At 71.0% G+C, this 16357-nt stretch carries 11 protein-coding genes; 5 read left to right on the forward strand and 6 right to left on the reverse strand.

The window, feature by feature from the left end; genetic code table 11:
* Nucleotide 1: 1 nt before the first annotated feature.
* The 5 genes from ACS5NL_RS01370 to glnE all read right to left on the reverse strand — a co-directional run bounded on the left by ACS5NL_RS01370 (nucleotide 2) and on the right by glnE (nucleotide 7254).
* On the reverse strand, nucleotides 2-553 hold the full coding sequence (locus tag ACS5NL_RS01370; RefSeq protein WP_439351770.1) for a chalcone isomerase family protein: 552 nt from the start codon (nucleotides 551-553) through the stop codon (nucleotides 2-4).
* A gap of 10 nt (nucleotides 554-563) precedes the next feature.
* Nucleotides 564-1772, reverse strand: a complete 1209-nt coding sequence (locus tag ACS5NL_RS01375; protein ID WP_439351771.1) for a class I SAM-dependent methyltransferase — start codon at nucleotides 1770-1772, stop codon at nucleotides 564-566.
* 22 nt (nucleotides 1773-1794) lie between these two features.
* On the reverse strand, nucleotides 1795-2580 hold the full coding sequence (locus ACS5NL_RS01380) for a DUF1365 domain-containing protein (protein WP_439351772.1): 786 nt from the start codon (nucleotides 2578-2580) through the stop codon (nucleotides 1795-1797).
* A complete protein-coding gene (locus tag ACS5NL_RS01385; RefSeq protein WP_439351773.1) occupies nucleotides 2577-3986 on the reverse strand; it encodes an NAD(P)/FAD-dependent oxidoreductase in 1410 nt (469 codons plus the stop codon). Before ACS5NL_RS01385 ends, ACS5NL_RS01380 begins: the two co-directional genes overlap by 4 nt.
* Nucleotides 3987-4470: 484 nt before the next feature.
* Nucleotides 4471-7254 carry a bifunctional [glutamate--ammonia ligase]-adenylyl-L-tyrosine phosphorylase/[glutamate--ammonia-ligase] adenylyltransferase gene (glnE, locus tag ACS5NL_RS01390; RefSeq protein WP_439351774.1) on the reverse strand — a complete coding sequence of 928 codons (2784 nt, stop codon included), beginning with the start codon at nucleotides 7252-7254 and terminating at the stop codon, nucleotides 4471-4473.
* Between the two features lie 14 nt (nucleotides 7255-7268).
* Between glnE and ACS5NL_RS01395 the strand changes: the two genes are divergently transcribed.
* From ACS5NL_RS01395 to ACS5NL_RS01410, 4 genes are read left to right on the forward strand one after another with little or no spacing between them, the layout of a single operon-like run.
* Nucleotides 7269-11546, forward strand: a complete 4278-nt coding sequence (locus ACS5NL_RS01395; protein WP_439351775.1) for a YhdP family protein — start codon at nucleotides 7269-7271, stop codon at nucleotides 11544-11546.
* Nucleotides 11547-11592: 46 nt separating this feature from the next.
* Entirely contained in the window at nucleotides 11593-12399 is an 807-nt protein-coding gene (locus ACS5NL_RS01400; RefSeq protein WP_439351776.1) for a carbon-nitrogen hydrolase family protein, read from the forward strand.
* 4 nt (nucleotides 12400-12403) lie between these two features.
* A complete protein-coding gene (locus tag ACS5NL_RS01405) occupies nucleotides 12404-14419 on the forward strand; it encodes a two-component system sensor histidine kinase NtrB (RefSeq protein WP_439351777.1) in 2016 nt (671 codons plus the stop codon).
* A complete protein-coding gene (locus tag ACS5NL_RS01410) occupies nucleotides 14416-15054 on the forward strand; it encodes a response regulator transcription factor (RefSeq protein WP_439351778.1) in 639 nt (212 codons plus the stop codon). Before ACS5NL_RS01405 ends, ACS5NL_RS01410 begins: the two co-directional genes overlap by 4 nt.
* Before the next feature lie 3 nt (nucleotides 15055-15057).
* Here ACS5NL_RS01410 and ACS5NL_RS01415 read toward each other — a convergent pair whose 3' ends face one another.
* A complete protein-coding gene (locus ACS5NL_RS01415; RefSeq protein WP_439351779.1) occupies nucleotides 15058-15198 on the reverse strand; it encodes a hypothetical protein in 141 nt (46 codons plus the stop codon).
* Here ACS5NL_RS01415 and mltA point away from each other — a divergent pair.
* Nucleotides 15131-16333, forward strand: a complete 1203-nt coding sequence (gene mltA, locus ACS5NL_RS01420) for a murein transglycosylase A (protein WP_439351780.1) — start codon at nucleotides 15131-15133, stop codon at nucleotides 16331-16333. The two genes, ACS5NL_RS01415 and mltA, sit on opposite strands and share 68 nt — an antisense overlap.
* Nucleotides 16334-16357: the final 24 nt, after the last annotated feature.

The raw sequence follows: 16357 nt of genomic DNA on the forward strand, positions 1-16357 counted from the left end.
CTCAGCGCGACGCGCCCGCGATCAGCGCGTCGCGCAGCCTGGGCTGCGAGGTGCGGGGCGAGAGCCAGATGCCGAAGAAGCGCGCGGAAAACACCGGGTCGTCCACCGTGCCGTGCAGCCGGCCGTTGAGGAAGAAACGCGCGCCGCGTTCCGGGTCGTGTTGTCCGAGCAGGCGGTCGCCCGGCGCCACGTCGGGAAAGGTGCGGGCCATGAGGTCCAGCCACTGGCGCGCCCGCGCCGGGTCCAGCGGCGCGATGCCCTGCATCTCGTCGAGCGAACGCTTGGCAATGGAAGGCCCGTCGAAGGCGCGCCGGTATTCCAGCTCCAGCGCGAAGCGCTGCCCTTCGTAGCCCTGCGGCTCGAAGCCGGGGCTGGCGTACAGCGTGGCGCGGTAGACCTCCAGGCCGAACCAGCGGAACAGGCTCTGGCCAATCGCGCGCTGGCCCGCCAGGGCTTCGCCGGCCGTGTGCGCGTTCGCCATGGCCGGTGATGGCAGTGCGGCGGTGCCGGTGGTCACCAGCAGCGACTGCAACAGGAGCCTGCGCGTGGCCATGGGGTGATCCTCAGTCCGGCTTGCGCAGCGTGAACTGCACGACGTCGGTGTTGCCTTCGGCGAAGGCGGCTTCGCAGTAGGCGAGGTAGAACTCCCAGGTGCGCATGAAGCGCGCATCGAAGCCCAGCGGCTGCACGCTGTCCTGCTGCTGCAGGAAGCGCTGGCGCCAGTGCCAGAGCGTGCGCGCGTAGTCCAGGCCGAAGTGGAACTGGTCGACCACCTGCAGCCCGGCGCGTTCGGCGGCGGCGCGGAACTGCGAGGGACTGGGCAGGCAGCCGCCCGGGAAGATGTACTGCTGGATGAAGTCGGTGCCGGCGATGTAGCGCTCGAACAGGTCGTCGCGGATGGTGATGCTCTGGATGCAGGCGCGGCCGCCCGGCTTGAGCAGGCGCGCGACGGCGCCGAAGTAGGTGTCCCAGTACTCGCGTCCCACGGCCTCGACCATCTCGATCGAGCAGATGGCGTCGTAGGGGGCGTCCTGGATGTCGCGGTAGTCCTGCAGCCGCAGGTCGGCCCCCGGGTTGCGCTTCTGTGCGAACGCCAGCTGCTCGGTCGACAGCGTGACGCCGGTGACCGAGGCGCCGAACTCGGTGACCGCCTTCTCGGCCAGCGCGCCCCAGCCGCAGCCGATTTCCAGCACCCGGTCGCCCGGCTGCACGCCCGCCATGCGCAGCGCGCGCCGCACCTTGGCGTGCTGTGCTTCCACCATGTCCTGGTCGGGCCGCTCGAACAGCGCCGACGAGTAGTTCATGGTCTCGTCCAGCCAGAGTTCGTAGAAGGCGTTGCCCAGGTCGTAGTGGGCGTGGATGTTCTTGCGGCTGTTGGTCTTGCTGTTGCGGTGGAGCAGGTGGCGCAGCCGGTAGGCCAGGCGCCCGATCCAGGAGCCGTAGACCACGTCTTCGATCGCGCCGCGGTTGGCGATCAGCAGGCGCAGCAGGTCGGTCAGCTGCGGCGTGCTCCAGTCGCCCGCGATGTAGCTCTCGGCAAAACCGATGTCGCCGGACTTGAGCGAGGCGCCGAACACGTTCCAGTTGTTCAGGCGCATGGTGGCCAGCGGACCCTGGCCGCTGCCGTAGCGCTGCACGGTGCCGTCGGGCAACTGCAGCGTGAGCGATCCATGGCGCAGGCCCTGCAGCAGTTGCAGCGTGGTGCGCGCGGCGGCCGGGGCGCTGCGGGGCAGGGCGAAGCCGGCGTGACGGGGGGCGGTGGTGCTGTTCATGGATCGGGTCAGGAGGGCGTGGTCACGGAGGGCTGGGATGGCCGGGCGTCACGAAGTCGGCCGGCGGGGCGGGCTGGCGGAAGAACGGGGCGCGCTTGAGCCACAGCCGCAGCGCCTGCCAGTGGATGCGCGCGACCACGGCCAGCGTCATGGCCGGGTGTTGCCACAGGGCGCGGCGGGTGCTGGCCGTTGTCAGGGGTTCGAGCGTGCCGCTGACGCTGGTGCGGATCAGGGCCTCGGCGCCAGGCTCGTCGTGGAAGTCGACGCGGGCCACGGTGCGGTCTTCACCGCCGTGCTGCGTGCGCAGGAACACGAAGCGGTATTCGCCGCGCACCGGGCAGAAGGGCGAGACGTGGAACACCTTGTCGGCCGTGGCCGGCACGCCATAGCGCGGCGCGTCCAGCAGGTAGCAGTGGCGTTCGCCGAAGGTGTTGTTGACCTCGGCGACCACGGCGCGCAGGCTGCCGTCGGTCCGGTGGCAGTACCAGAAGCTCACCGGCTTGAACACATAGCCCAGCACGCGCGGGTAGGTGTGCAGCCAGACCTCGCCGGTGGCGTCGTGGATGCCCTGCATGGCCAGCAGGCTGTCGAGCCAGGACAGGCTGTCCTCGCGGCCGTCGCCGTGGTCGCGGTCGTGGAAGGACAGCGCCGCCGCCCGGTTGCGCGCCAGTGCGCCGTTGCCGTGGGCGCGCAGGCCACGCATCGGCAGCATCAGGAAGAAGGTCGGGTAGGCGAAGGCGTGCGCCTGGGGCCGCGAGCGGGCATGGCGCACCTGGCCAAAACCGACCAAGGCCCCCACGCTGGTCATGCCATCACTCCCGGCTGAGCGGCCATGCGCGCCTGGCGGGCGCTGCCGGCGGGCAGCAGGTCGTGTTCCAGAATGATGTCGTGCGCCGCCCGCAGGCCGGCCTTCAGGCCGTCTTCGTGGAAGCCGTAGCCCAGCCAGGCGCCGGCGAACCAGGTGTGGTGCTGGCCCTGCAGCCGGGCGATCTGCTTCTGTGCCCGGATCGCCGCCAGGTCGAACACCGGGTGCGCGTATTCGTATTCGCCGACCACCTGCGCCGGGTCGATGGCGCGCTGCGGGTTCAGCGAGACGATCACCGGCGTGCTCACCGGCAGCGGCTGCAGGCGGTTGATCAGGTAGTGCAGGCAGACGCGCGGCTCGCCGCTGGCGCCGCCGGCGGCGTAGTTCCAGGCCGCCCAGGCCTTCTGGCGCTGCGGCAGCACCGAGGCGTCGGTGTGCAGCACGGCGCGGTTGGGCTGGTAGCGGATCGCGCCCAGCAACACGGATTCTTCGGCCGTGGCCGAGCGGCCGAGGATGGACAGCGCCTGGTCGCTGTGGCAGGCCATGACGATGGCGTCGAAGCGTTCGACCCGGCCGTCGGTGACCACCTGCACGCCGTGCGCGTCGCGCAGCACCTGCCGCACCGGTGTGTTCAGGCGGCGGTCGGGGATGGCCGCGACGATCTTCTCGACGTACTGCCGCGCGCCGCCGGCGACCGTGTACCACTGCGGGCGGTGGGTGACCTGGATCAGGCCGTGGTTGTGGCAGAAGCGGACCATGGTCGCGACCGGGAAACGCAGCATCTGGTCGGTCGGGCAGCTCCAGATGCAGCCCATCATCGGCAGGAAGTACCAGTCGCGGAAGGCGTCGGAGAAGCGGTGCCGGGTCAGGAAATCGCCCAGCGGTTCCAGCAAGGGGCTGTCGGCGCCGAGGTCGTCGCCGCGCCGCGCCAGCCGGGTGGTCAGTCGGTTGAAGCGCACGATGTCGGCCAGCATGCGCCAGAAGCGCGGGTTGCCCAGGTTGGCGCGCTGCGCGAACACGGTGGACAGGTCGCAGCCGCTCCATTCCAGCGCAGCACCTTTCGGGCCGGCGCCCGGCGCCTGCACCGAGAACGACATGTCCGACGGGGCGACCGCGACGTCCAGCTGCTCCAGCAGCGCAAGCAGGTTGGGGTAGGTGCGCTCGTTGAGCACCAGGAAGCCGGTGTCGACGCCGAAGGTGACCGGCCGGCCGCCGGGGTCGGGCAGGGTCAGGTCGACGGTGTGGGTGTGACCGCCGAAATAGTCGCCGGCTTCAAACAGCGTCAGCTCGGCCAGGCCGTTCAGGGTGTGGGCGGCGGCCAGCCCGGCGATGCCGGAACCGACGATGGCCACGCGGGGCCGGCGGGCGGGGGCGCCGCCGATGGGGGATGCTTGGCGGGGCGAGAACATGGCTCAGCCCCGGCAGGCCGCCGCCCGGGTGGGGCGGCGGGAGGGAATACAAAGATCTGCGAAGCGCCCCGACGCGAAGGAGGGAGGGAGGGAGGAGGAGGAGAAGCGCCTCGGGATTGCAACCGCCACGATCGGCGGAAGGCTTCGCAGAGCAAAAACCTGGAGACCCGACAACACCTGCATCGGCGTCGCGGTGCCGTTATTGAGCGGCGATGCCGTGGAAAAGTTCCGCGGGTGGTGGTCCATGTGCCCTCCGGGTGGCTTGGTTGCCGAATTGAACTGATTGGTTTTATTGTGACTGATCAGTCACAAAACAGCCGAATCAATCTTTCGGTTGCCCCTGAGAGGCACATGGTCTTGGTTGCCGGCGCCCCGCGCAGCGGCGGAGCGTGGGGGCCGGGGCCAGCCGCCGGGCCGCCCCCAGGCAGGCCCAGCCCCCTCGGGGGGCAGTGCCCCGCGCAGCGGTGGAGCGTGGGGGCTCGATCTACCCCGGGTTGCCGAGCACGTGGCGCCAGAGCGCCTGCACCGCGGCCGACAGCCCCGCCGCGGCGGCGGCATCGATCTGCGTCGGCGCCTCGTCCAGCCGCGCCCGGTGCTGCAGGTGGCGCAGCTCGCGGTAGGCATCGGCCGCTTCCTGGCCCACGCTGTGCGGCAGCAGGCCCACGGCCTCGGCCCGCTGCAGCAGCGCGATGTTGCCCAGGTTGCCGCGCAGCTCGGGGTGTTCGCCCGAATGCGCCAGCACCAGGTACTGGACCACGAACTCGACGTCGACCATGCCGCCCACGCTGTGCTTGACGTCGTAGGTCTCGCCGCGCACCGGGTGGGCCGCGCGCACCTTCTCGCGCATGGCCGTGATCTCCTGCGCCAGCGCCGCGCGGTCGCGTCCGGCGGTGATGACCGCTTCGCGCACGCCGTCGAAGCGCTCTTGCAGCCCCGCCATGCCCATCACGAACCGCGCGCGCGTCATGGCCTGGTGTTCCCAGGTCCAGGCGGTGTTGCTGCCGCGGCCGCGCTGGTAATGGTCGTAGGCGCCGAAGGTGGTCACCAGCATGCCCGAGTTGCCGTTGGGCCGCAGGGCGGTGTCGATCTCGTAGAGGTCGCCCTCGCCGGTCTTGACCGTGAGCCAGTTGATCAGCTTGCGCACGAAGGCGGCGTAGATCTCGCTGGCGTTTTCATGTTCGTCCTCGTAGACGAACACGATGTCCAGGTCGCTGCCGTAACCCAGCTCCTTGCCGCCGAGCTTGCCGTAGCCAATGATCGCGAACGCGGGTTCGTCGCGGTGGCGGTTCTTGAGCCGGCTCCAGCACCAGCGCGCGGTCACGCGCAGCACCGCGTCGGCCAGCGCCGACAGGTCGTCGGCCACCTGCTCCACCGTCAGCACGCCCTCGACGTCGCGCGCCAGGGTGCGGAACACCTCGGCGTGCTGCGCCCGGCGCAGCAGGTTGAGCAGCGCCTCTTCGTCGTCTTCGCCGGTGCGCGAGAGCGAGATGCGCCGGTCTTCGAGCTCGGCCTCGAACTGCGCAGCGTCGAAGCGGTCGGTCAGCAGCTGCTGGCTGGCGAGTTCGTCGATCACGCCCGGGTGCTTGAGCAGGTAACGCGCCGGCCACTTGGCCGCGCCCAGCAGGCGCAGCAGCCGCTCGTGCACCGAGGGCCGTTCCTGCAGCAGGGCGAGGTAACTTTCGCGGCGCAGCAGCGGCTCGATCCAGTCGGCCAGGCGCAGCGCGGCGACCTCGTTGACGCGCCCTTCTTCCAGCCAGGCCCCGGTGCGCTCGACCAGCCGCACCAGCCGCATGCGCGCGTCCTCGCGCAGCGCCAGCACCCGCGGGTGCTCGCACCATTGCGCGACCTTGGCGGCAAACGCCTCGGGCAGGCCGGCCATCACGCCCTGCAGGTCTTCCATCGCGCCACGCGACGCCGCCTTGTGGCAACCCTTGCCGCTGCAGCCACCGCCGGGCGCGCCACCGAGCAGGATGTCGAACTCGTGCGCCACCGTTTCGCGGTGGGTGTCCAGCGCACACAGGAAGGCGCAGGTGTCGGGGTAGCCCATGGTCGCGGCGATCCAGGCCAGGTCGTCGTCGCGGGTCGGGATCAGGTGGGTCTGCTGGTCGTCCAGGTACTGGATGCGGTGCTCGACCTTGCGCAGGAACACGTAGGCCGTGGCCAGGGCGTCGGCCGTGGCGCGTGGCATCAGGTTGGCCTTGGCCACGCGCTGCAGCGCGTCCAGCGTCGGGCGCGTGCGCAGTTCGGGGAACTGGCCGCCGCGCACCACCTGCAACAACTGCACGGTGAATTCGATCTCGCGGATGCCGCCGCGCGAGAGCTTGACGTCGTTGGCGCGACCCGGGTTGCCGGCGGCGCGCTTGGCCGCGTGGTCGCGGATCTGCCGGTGCAGCGTGCGCAGCGAGTCGAAGACGTTGTAGTCCAGGTACTTGCGGAAGACGAAGGGCAGCACCGCGCCGCGCAGCGCGCTCGCGCTCTTGCTGGCGATGCAGGCGTCGGGCGCGATCACGCGGCTCTTGAGCCAGGCAAAGCGCTCCCACTCGCGACCCTGCACCAGGAAATATTCCTCCAGCGCGCCCAGCGAGACCGCGCTGGGACCGGAGTTGCCGTTGGGCCGCAGCGCCAGGTCGACCCGGAACACGTTGCCGTGTTCGGTGGTCTCGCCCACGCTGTTGTAGAGGTGCTTGACCGCCTTGCCGAAGTACTCGTGGTTGCTGATGCGGTTGCGGCCGGCCGCGTTGCCGGCGGTCTCGCCGTCGGCGTCGTAGACATAGATCAGGTCGATGTCGCTGGAGACATTGAGCTCGCGCGCGCCGAGCTTGCCCATGCCGATCACCCAGAGCTGGGCGCGCTGGCCGGTCTCGGTCATCGGGGCGCCGTAGAGGTCGTCGAGGTCGGCAAAGGCCAGGGCGCAGGCCTGGTCCAGCGCGATTTCGGCCAGCTCGGTCACGGCCCGCGTGACCTCGGCCAGCGTGGCGTCCTGTTCGCAGTCCAGCACCACCAGCCGCTCCATCACCAGCTGGCGCAGCACCCGCAGCGCGGCCGGCACCGGCAGGCCGCGTTCGCGCAGCGTCGCCAGACAGGCCAGCATCGACGCCTTCACCGGCGCGCCCGGTGGCAGGCAGTCCAGTTCCTTCTCGTAGCGGCGCCGCACCCGCTGCACGAAGCGGGAATGCTCGGCCTGCCGCGCGGGCAGAGCGATGGAATTCACATTTGATGACAAAGCAGAAACCGACGCTGCGGAACCGGAGCAAGCACTGACCGTCATAATTTGCGTTGGATATGAATCAAAGCCCGGCCCCCGTCGCCCCTGCCTCGCGAACACAAAGGACCTTCTCGGCGATCACGCGGCTGCTGCTGTGGATGGTGCTCGCGGTCTGGACGCTGTTCGCCCTCACCCTGGGTGCCCTGCATCTTTGGATTGTGCCGCGAATCGGAGAGTGGCGCCCCGACCTGGAACGCTGGGCCACGGCGGCCGTGGGGGTACCGGTCAAGGTCGGCGCCCTCCGCGCCGAATCTGTGGGTGAGTCGGGCTCGCAGGCTGGCTATCTGCTGCGGCTGGTCCCGGCGCTGGAGCTCGACGACGTGCGCCTGTTCGACCCGGCCGGTCGCGAGGCGCTGCGGCTGCCCCGGGTGCGGGCCGCGGTGTCGGTCACCTCGCTGTGGCGCCTGGGCTTCGAGCAGCTGGTGATCGAATCGCCGGTGCTCGACATCCGGCGCACCGCCAAGGACCACATTGAAATCGCCGGGCTGGACTTCTCCGGCCAGCAGGACGACAACGGCCGCGCGGCCGACTGGTTCTTCTCGCAGACCGAGTTCGTGATCCAGAACGGCACCGTGCGCTGGACCGACGAGTTGCGCAACCGGCCGCCGCTGGCGCTGTCTGCGCTCAACCTCGTGGTGCGCAACAGCGTGCGCAGCCACCTGATGCGGCTGGACGCCAGCCCGCCGGCCGACTGGGGCCAGCCGTTCAGCCTGATGGCCAACCTGCGCGAGCCACTGCTGGATCTGGATCTCGGCCCGGTGCCGAAAGACCGCGCGCCCTGGCACAACTGGAGCGGCGAGCTCTATGCCGACTTTCCGGGCGTCGACGTGTCGCGCCTGAAGACCTATGTCGACCTGTCGGAGTGGGACGTGGAAGTCCGCACCGGGCAGGGCCGCCTGCGCGCCTGGAGCGACATGGACCGCGGCCAGCTGACCGGTGTCACGGCCGACCTCGGGCTCAAGGCCGTGGCCACGCGCCTGGGCGCGCAGCTGCCCGAGCTGGCGCTGGACAGCGTCGACGGCCGCCTGGCCGCCAGCTGGAATGCCCAGGGCTTCGAGCTCTCGGCCGACAAGCTGAGCTTCCGCACCAGGGACGGCCTCGACTGGCGTGGCGGCAAGCTGCGCCTCAAGCACGACAACGGCCTGAGCAGCCGCACCCGGTCGACCACGCTGGACGCCGACCGCGTCGATCTGGCGGCGCTGGCGGCCCTGGCCGAGCGGGTGCCGCTGCCCGAGGCCAGCCGCAGCCTGCTCGCGAGCCTGAACCCGTCCGGCCGGATCGAAGGCCTGTCGGCGCGCTGGCAGGGCCCCGTGGCGACCCCGGTCGCTCCCGCGAAACCGGCCACCGCGCCCGGTGGTGGCGCCGCCAGTGCCACGGCCCCCACGCCACCCGCGCCGGCCCCCATCACCGCCTACCAGGCCAAGGGCCGCGCCATCGGCCTCGCGCTGGCGGGCCAGCCCAGCGGGCAGATGTCCAGCTTCGGGCCCTACCCGATCCCGGGCCGGCCCGGCGTGACCGGCGCCAACGCGGACTTCGAGCTGACGCAGGACGGTGGCTCCGCGCGCGTGACCATCACCAAGGGCTCGGTCGAACTGCCGGGCATGTTCGAGGTGCCGGTGATTCCGCTGGACAGCCTGCAGGCCGACGCCCGCTGGGAACTCAAGGGCGAGCGCGTCGAGGCCTGGGTCGAGAACCTGCGGCTGGCCAACACCGACGCCGCCGGCACCGCGCGCGTCCACTGGGTCACGGCCGACCCCGCCCGCAGCAAGGCGAAGTCGCGCTTGCCCGGCGTGCTCGACCTGGACGCCTCCCTCAGCCGCGCCGACGCGAAGCAGGTGCACCGCTACATGCCGCTGTCGGTCAGCGCCGACGTGCGCCGCTATGTGCGCGAGGCGGTGCGCGGCGGCAGCTCGGACAAGGTCGAGTTCCGCGTGCGCGGCGACCTCTGGGACCTGCCGTTCACCGAGGCCGGCACCGAGGGCGAGTTCCGCATCACCGCCGCGCTCAAGGGCCTGGACTACGGCTTCCTGCCGGCCTACCTGCAGGCCGCGGGCGAACCGGCGTGGCCGGCGCTCAAGGCGATGGACGGGCAACTGGTGCTCGACAAGGGCTCGCTCAAACTGACCGGTCTGACCGGTGGTGTCGAGGGGCAGCCGAAGGTGAAGCTGTCCGAGGGCGAGGTCGGTGTGCCCAACCTGATGGCGAACCCGAAGCTGGAGGTCTCGGCCAAGGCGCAGGGCCCGGCCAGCGAGGTGCTGGGCTTCGTGCAGGCCTCGCCGGTCAACGGCCTGCTGGGCCACGCGCTGGCCAGGACCACCGGCACCGGCCAGACCGGCGTCACGTTCAAGCTGCAGCTGCCGCTGCAGAAGACCGACGACTTCACCATGCAGGGCAGCGTCGCGCTGGCCGGCAACGACCTGCGCATCACGCCCGACGCGCCCCTGCTCGAACGCAGCAGCGGCAGCATCGTCTTCACCGAACGCAGCTTCAAGCTGCAGGACGCGCACGCCCGGGTCTATGGCGGCGAGATCGCGCTGGAGGGCGGCATGCTGCCGGCCGACGCGCGCGGCCCCTCGCGCATCGAGTTCCGCGGCCAGGGCACGGCCACCGCCGACGGCCTGCGCGACGGTGGTCTGGGCTTTGCCTCGCGCCTGTTCGCCCGCGCCAGCGGCAGCACCGGCTACACCGCGCGCCTGGGCTTCCGGGGCGGTTCGCCCGAGATCAATGTGACGACCAGCCTGCAGGGCATGGCGGTCAACCTGCCGGCGCCGCTGGAAAAGCGCGCCGACGAGAGCCTGCCGCTGCGTTACGACAACGTGGTCACCTCGGTCGGCCCTGGCGCCGGGGGCGAGGTGGCGCGCACCGACCGGCTGGCGGTCGAGGTCGGCCCGGCGGCGCAGCCGCTGCTGTCGGTGCAGTACGAGCGCGACGTGACCGAGCCGGAGCCGCGCGTGCTGCGCGGCAGCCTGGGCACCGGCCTGCAGGCCGGCGAGTCCTCGCCGATGCCGCCGCAGGGCGTGCTGGCCAACCTGCGCTTCGGCCGCGTCGATGTCGGTGCCTGGGAAAGCGTGTTCAACAGCGTCAGCGGCGTCGATGTGCGCAGCGCGGCCACCTCCGCCGCGCCACCCGCCGCGGCCGGCCAGAGCCTGTCCTACCTGCCCACCATCCTGGCCGCGCGCGCCAGCCAGGTGCTGGTCGACGGCCGCACCTTCAACAACGTGGTGCTGGGCGGTTCGCGCGACGGCACGCACTGGCGCACCAACGTCGAGGCCGACGAGCTCAACGGCTACGTCGAATACCGCCAGCCCACGGCCACCAGCGCGGGCAGCATCTATGCGCGGCTGGCCGAGCTGAACCTGGCGCCCAGTGCCGCGGCCGACGTCGAGCAGCTGCTGGAACAGCCCACCAGCGTGCCGGCGCTGGACATCACGGTCGAGAACTTCGTGCTGGCGGGCCGCCAGCTGGGCATGGTCGACATCCAGGCGGTCAACCGCGGCACCGGCCGCAACCGCGAGTGGCGGCTGAACAAGCTCAATGTGCGCGTGCCCGAAGCGCGCCTGATCGGCAGCGGCAACTGGGCCGCGTCGGACAGCGAGGGCGGGCCGCGGCGCTCGCACCTGGATTTCCGGCTCGACGTCGACGACTCCGGCAAGCTGCTGGCCCGCTTCGGCAAGCCCGGCGTGGTGCGCGGCGGCAAGGGCACGATCGAAGGCAATGTCGCCTGGCGCGGCTCGCCGCTGGCGCTGGACTACCCCAGCCTGTCGGGCGAGATGACGGCCAACTTCGAGTCCGGCCAGTTCCTCAAGGTCGAACCCGGCGCGGCCAAGCTGCTGGGGGTGCTCAACCTGCAGTCGCTGCCGCGGCGCCTGACGCTGGACTTCCGTGACGTGTTCTCCGACGGGTTCGCCTTCGACTTCGTGCGCGGCGACGTGCAGATCAAACAGGGCGTGGCGACCACCAACAACCTGCAGATGAAGGGCATCAACGCGGCCGTGCTGATGGAAGGCACGGCCGACATCACGCGCGAGCAGCAGGACATCCACGTCGTGGTGGTGCCCGAGATCAACGCCGGCACCGCCTCGCTGATCGCCACCGCGATCAACCCCGCGATCGGCCTGGGCACCTTCCTGGTCCAGTTCCTGCTGCGCGAACCGCTGCAGTCGGCGACCACCCAGCAGTTCCACATCAGCGGCAGCTGGGCCGATCCCAAGGTCGAGAAGATCGAGCAGCCAAAGCCCGCGAAAGAGCCTGCCAAACCCGAGACGCCGGCCACGCCGGCGCCGGCGGTGAAGTAAGCTGCGCACAGCGCGCCGCCGACCCGCGGCGCACCAAGGAGAAATGATGAAAGTCGCCGCCATCCAGATGGTCTCGGGCATCAGCCTGGACGCCAACCTCAGCGCCGCGCGCGCCCTGCTGGACCAGGCCGCCCGCAGCGGCGCCGAGCTGGCCGTGCTGCCCGAGTACTTCTGCTTCATGGGCCAGCAGGACGCCGACAAGCTGCTGCTGGCCGAGCAGCCCGGCCTGGGCACGGTGCAGGACTTCCTCTCCGACGCCGCGCGCGAGCTCAAGCTCTGGATCGTCGGCGGCACCATGCCCATGGCCACCGACGATCCAGAGCACGCCGCCAACGCCTCGCTGGTCTACGACCACAAGGGCCACTGCGTCAGCCGCTACGACAAGATCCACCTGTTCCGCTACGACAACGGCCGCGAGGCCTACGACGAGGCCAACGTGCTCACGCCGGGCGACACGCCGACCGTGTTCGACTTCCCGTCCAAGGGGGGCGAACATTGGCGCGTGGGCATGAGCGTCTGCTACGACCTGCGTTTCGGCGAGCTCTACCGCATGCTCGCGGCCGACCTGCTGCTGGTGCCGGCCGCCTTCACCCACACCACCGGCCAGGCGCACTGGGAAGTGCTGCTGCGCGCCCGCGCGATCGAGAACCAGGCCTACGTGATCGCCAGCGCGCAGGGTGGCGTGCACGAGAACGGCCGCCGCACCTGGGGCCGCAGCATGGTGATCGATCCCTGGGGCCAGGTGATGGCGATGCAGGCCGAGGGCCAGGGCGTGGTGCTGGCCGACATCGATCTGGCGTACCTGCGCAGCGTGCGCGAGCAACTGCCGTCCTTGCAGCACCGCCGTCTGTGAGCCGATGAAGAGACCTCCCAGACGCTGGCTGCTCTGGGGCGCCTTGCTGCTGCTGGTGCTGGCCCTGCTGGGCGTGCTGGTGTTCCTGGCGGCCAAGTACGAGGAGGTGCGCGACCAGGAGGCGCTTGAGCGCGACGCCACCACGCTGGCCAGCGACATCCGTGGTGGCCTGGTGCGCAACGTGCAGACCCTGCAGTCGCTGCACAGCGTGGCGCCCACCACCGGCTCCTGGCAGGACCCGGCCGCCGACCTGCTGGCCCAGCACCGCGAGCTGGTGCGGCTGGAGTGGCGCGACGGGACGCTGAAGACCCTGGCCGCGCGCGACTCGGCCTACGTGTCCGAGCTGTATGGCCAGCTGCCGCGCAGCCAGGCGCTGCCCGATGTGCGCCAGGCCTGCGAGAGCGCGCACCGCGTGTCGGGGCCGTCGTTCTCGCCGAGCTACTTCTGGCCGATGAGCAACGGCATGGGCATGGAGCTGATGGAAATGTGCCTGCCGGTGGTGCGCACCGGTGAGCCCGAGGGTTTTCTGGTGGCGACCTACGCCCTGCCCGGCCTGCTGGCCGAGCTGACCAACAAGGACCTGGTGCGCGGGCGTGGCCTGGCCTTCACCGAGGTCGACGGCACGCGGCTGGCGCTGCACAGCAGCGTGGCCGGCAGCCGCAGCCTGCAGATCGCCACCACGCTGCTGGACCTGCCCGGCCACACGCTGATGTTGCGGCTGGAGGGCCCGCGCCGCGTCGCCGGCCTGTTCCCCAATGTGCTCACCGCTGTGGTCGGCGCGCTGTCGCTGGCGCTGCTGGCGGTGCTGGTGCTGCTGGGCCGCGACATGCGGCGGCGCCAGCGGGCCGAGACCGAGGTGGCCGATGCGCTGGCGTTCCGCAAGGCGATGGAGAACTCGCTGGTGACCGGCCTGCGCGCGCGCGACATGCAGGGGCGCGTCACCTACGTCAACCCGGCGTTCTGCCAGATGGTGGGTTTTGACGCCGACGAACTGATCGGCACCGGCCTGCCCGCGCCCTGGTGGCCGCCCGAGCTGGTCGACGAGTACCAGCAGCGCCAGGCCGTGCGGCTGGCCGGCCAGATCCTGCCGCGCGAGGGCTACGAGTCGGTGTTCCAGCGCAAGGACGGCACGCGCTTCCCGGTGCTGATCATCGAGGCGCCGCTGATCGACGCGCAGGGCACGCAGACCGGCTTCATGAGCGCCATCATCGACCAGAGCGAGCAGCGCCGCGTCGAAGAACTCAACCGCGCGTCGCAGGAACGGCTGCAGGCGACCGCACGGCTGGCGACGGTGGGCGAGATGGCCTCGCTGCTGAGCCACGAGCTGAACCAGCCGCTGGCCGCGATCGCCAGCTACGCCACCGGCAGCCTCAATCTGCTCAGGGATGGCGCGGGCCTGGACACGCCGGAGCTGCTGCGCCAGGCGATGCAGCGCGTGTCCGAGCAGGCCGACCGTGCCGGCCGGGTGATCAAGAGCGTGGCCGACTTCGTGCGCCGGCGCGAGCAGGTGCGCGAGGCGGTGGCACCGACCCGCCTGCTCGACGCCATCATGCCGCTGGTCTCGCTGCAGGCCAAGAAGCTGGACATCCGCGTGCAGACCCGCGTCGCGCCCGGTTGCCCCGATGTGCTGTGCGACCGGACCATGGTCGAGCAGGTGCTGCTCAACCTCGCGCGCAACGGCATGCAGGCCATGCCCGAGGGCGACCCGCCGCTGGCCTCGGGCCTGCGCGTGCTCTCGCTGGTGATCGCGCCCCGGCGCGCGCCGCAGGACGAGGGCGAAGCGCCGCGCAAGACCTGGGTCGAGTTCGCGGTGACCGACCACGGCCGCGGCCTGAGCGACGAGGTGCGCGAGAAGCTGTTCACGCCTTTCTTCACCACCAAGGCCGAGGGCATGGGGCTGGGGCTGTCGCTGTGCCGCACGGTGATCGAGCAGCACGGCGGCGCGCTGACCTTCGAGCCGGCGCAGCCGCGTGGCACCGTCTTTCGCTTCACACTCCCAGCGATATCATCCGCGCCATGACCCTGCATCCCGACGCCAAGGTGTTCATCGTCGACGACGACGCCGGTGTGCGCGACGCGCTGGCCTGGCTGCTGCGCACGCGGCGCCACCTCAGCGAAGGCTACGACAGCGCCGACGCCTTCCTGGCCGAGATCGCGCGCTGGAGCGCCGAGCCCGATGTGCCCTGTTGCCTGCTGCTGGACGTGCGCATGCCCGGCACCAGCGGCCTGGCGCTGTTCGAGCAGTTGCTGGTGCTGCCCTGGCAGGCGGTGATGCCGGTGATCTTCCTGTCGGGCCACGCCGACGTGCCGACCGCGGTCGACGCGGTCAAGCGCGGCGCCTTCGATTTCTGCGAGAAGCCGTTTTCCGACAACGCCCTGGTCGACCGCGTGGAGCAGGCGCTGGTCCTGTCGGCGCAGGTGCAGGCCGAGCGCCGCGCACAGAAAAGCGTGCAGCAGCGGCTGGACAGCCTGACCGACCGCGAGCGCGACGTGATGCACCTGGTGATCGAGGGGCTGCCCAACAAGCTGGTGGCCGACCGGCTGGCGATCAGCGTGCGCACGGTGGAGGTCCACCGCGCGCGCGTGTTCGACAAGATGGGCGTGAAGTCGGCCGTCGAGCTGGCCAACGCGCTGCGCCAGGTGGCTGGCCGTTGAGGCTCAGCGCCTGTCTTTGTCCGGCGTTTCCTGCCGGTGCTCCTCGGGCAACTCGCCCTTCTTGCGACCCGAGAACATGGTCCACCACACGATGAAGATCAGCAACACCAGCGCGGCGAGCGCTTCAAGCATCAGCAGGAGCATGGGCGTGGCGTGGAACGGTTGGGCAAGGTGGACGGCGGCGCTGATTGTAGGCAGCCTGGCCGCCTGCACGACGGTCGAGGTGCCGAAGACACCGCCCGGCCCGGTGGCCGACACCGACCCGCTGCCGCCGGCGATCCAGCGCGCCACCGCCCGCTGGGTGCCGGTGCGCTGGAGCGAGCTGCCCGGCTGGGGGAACGACCCACTGCATGAGGTGTGGAGCGCCTGGGTGCGCGGTTGCGAGAAGCCCGCCGCCGGGCAGGCCGCGCTCTGCGCCGAACTGCGCCCGCTGACCATGGCCGACGCGGCCGAGCAGCAGGCCTGGATCGAACGCCGCTTCCGGCCCTACCGCGTGACCGACACCGAGGGCCGGCCGCCGCCGGGCCTGCTGACCGGTTACTACGAGCCCGTGCTGAACGGCTCCCGCCTGCCGACCGCGACGCAGCGCGTGCCTCTGTACGGCGTGCCGCCCGGGCTGCGCACCGGCCAGCCCTGGTACAGCCGGCAGGAGATCGACACCCTGCCCGCCGCGCAGGCCGTGCTCAAGGACCGGGCGATCGCCTGGCTGGCCGACCCGATCGACGCGCTGGTGCTGCAGATCCAGGGCTCGGGCCGCATCAACCTGCGCGAGGCCGACGGCAGCATCAAGACCGTGCGCCTGACCTTCGCCGGCCACAACGGCCACCCCTACCAGAGCGTGGGCAAGTGGCTGCTCGACCAGGGCGACAGCCGCGGTTCGGGCTGGGAAGGCATCCGCGCCTGGGCGGCGCAGAACCCGAAGCGGCTCAACGAGATGCTCTGGAGCAACCCGCGCACGGTGTTTTTCAAGGAAGTGCCGCTGAACGCGCTGGATGCGAAGTTCGGTCCGTCGGGGGCACAGGGCGTGGCGCTGACGCCGGGGCGGTCGATCGCAGTCGATCCGCAGAGCGTGCCCTACGGCACACCGGTCTGGCTCGCGACGCAGGGGCCGGCGCTGAACCAGCAGAAGCTGGTGATGGCGCAGGACACCGGGGGGGCGATCACGGGCGCGGTGCGTGCCGACCTGTTCACCGGTTGGGGTGGCTGGAGCGAACCGGCCTACCAGCTGGCCTCGCGGCTGAAGCAGCCGCTGCAGATGTGGGTGCTCTGGCCGCGCTGAACGCGGGCGGCGGCCGGGCGCAGG

The sequence above is a fragment of the Hydrogenophaga sedimenti genome, from assembly GCF_051857515.1.
Lineage (GTDB): Bacteria > Pseudomonadota > Gammaproteobacteria > Burkholderiales > Burkholderiaceae_C > Hydrogenophaga.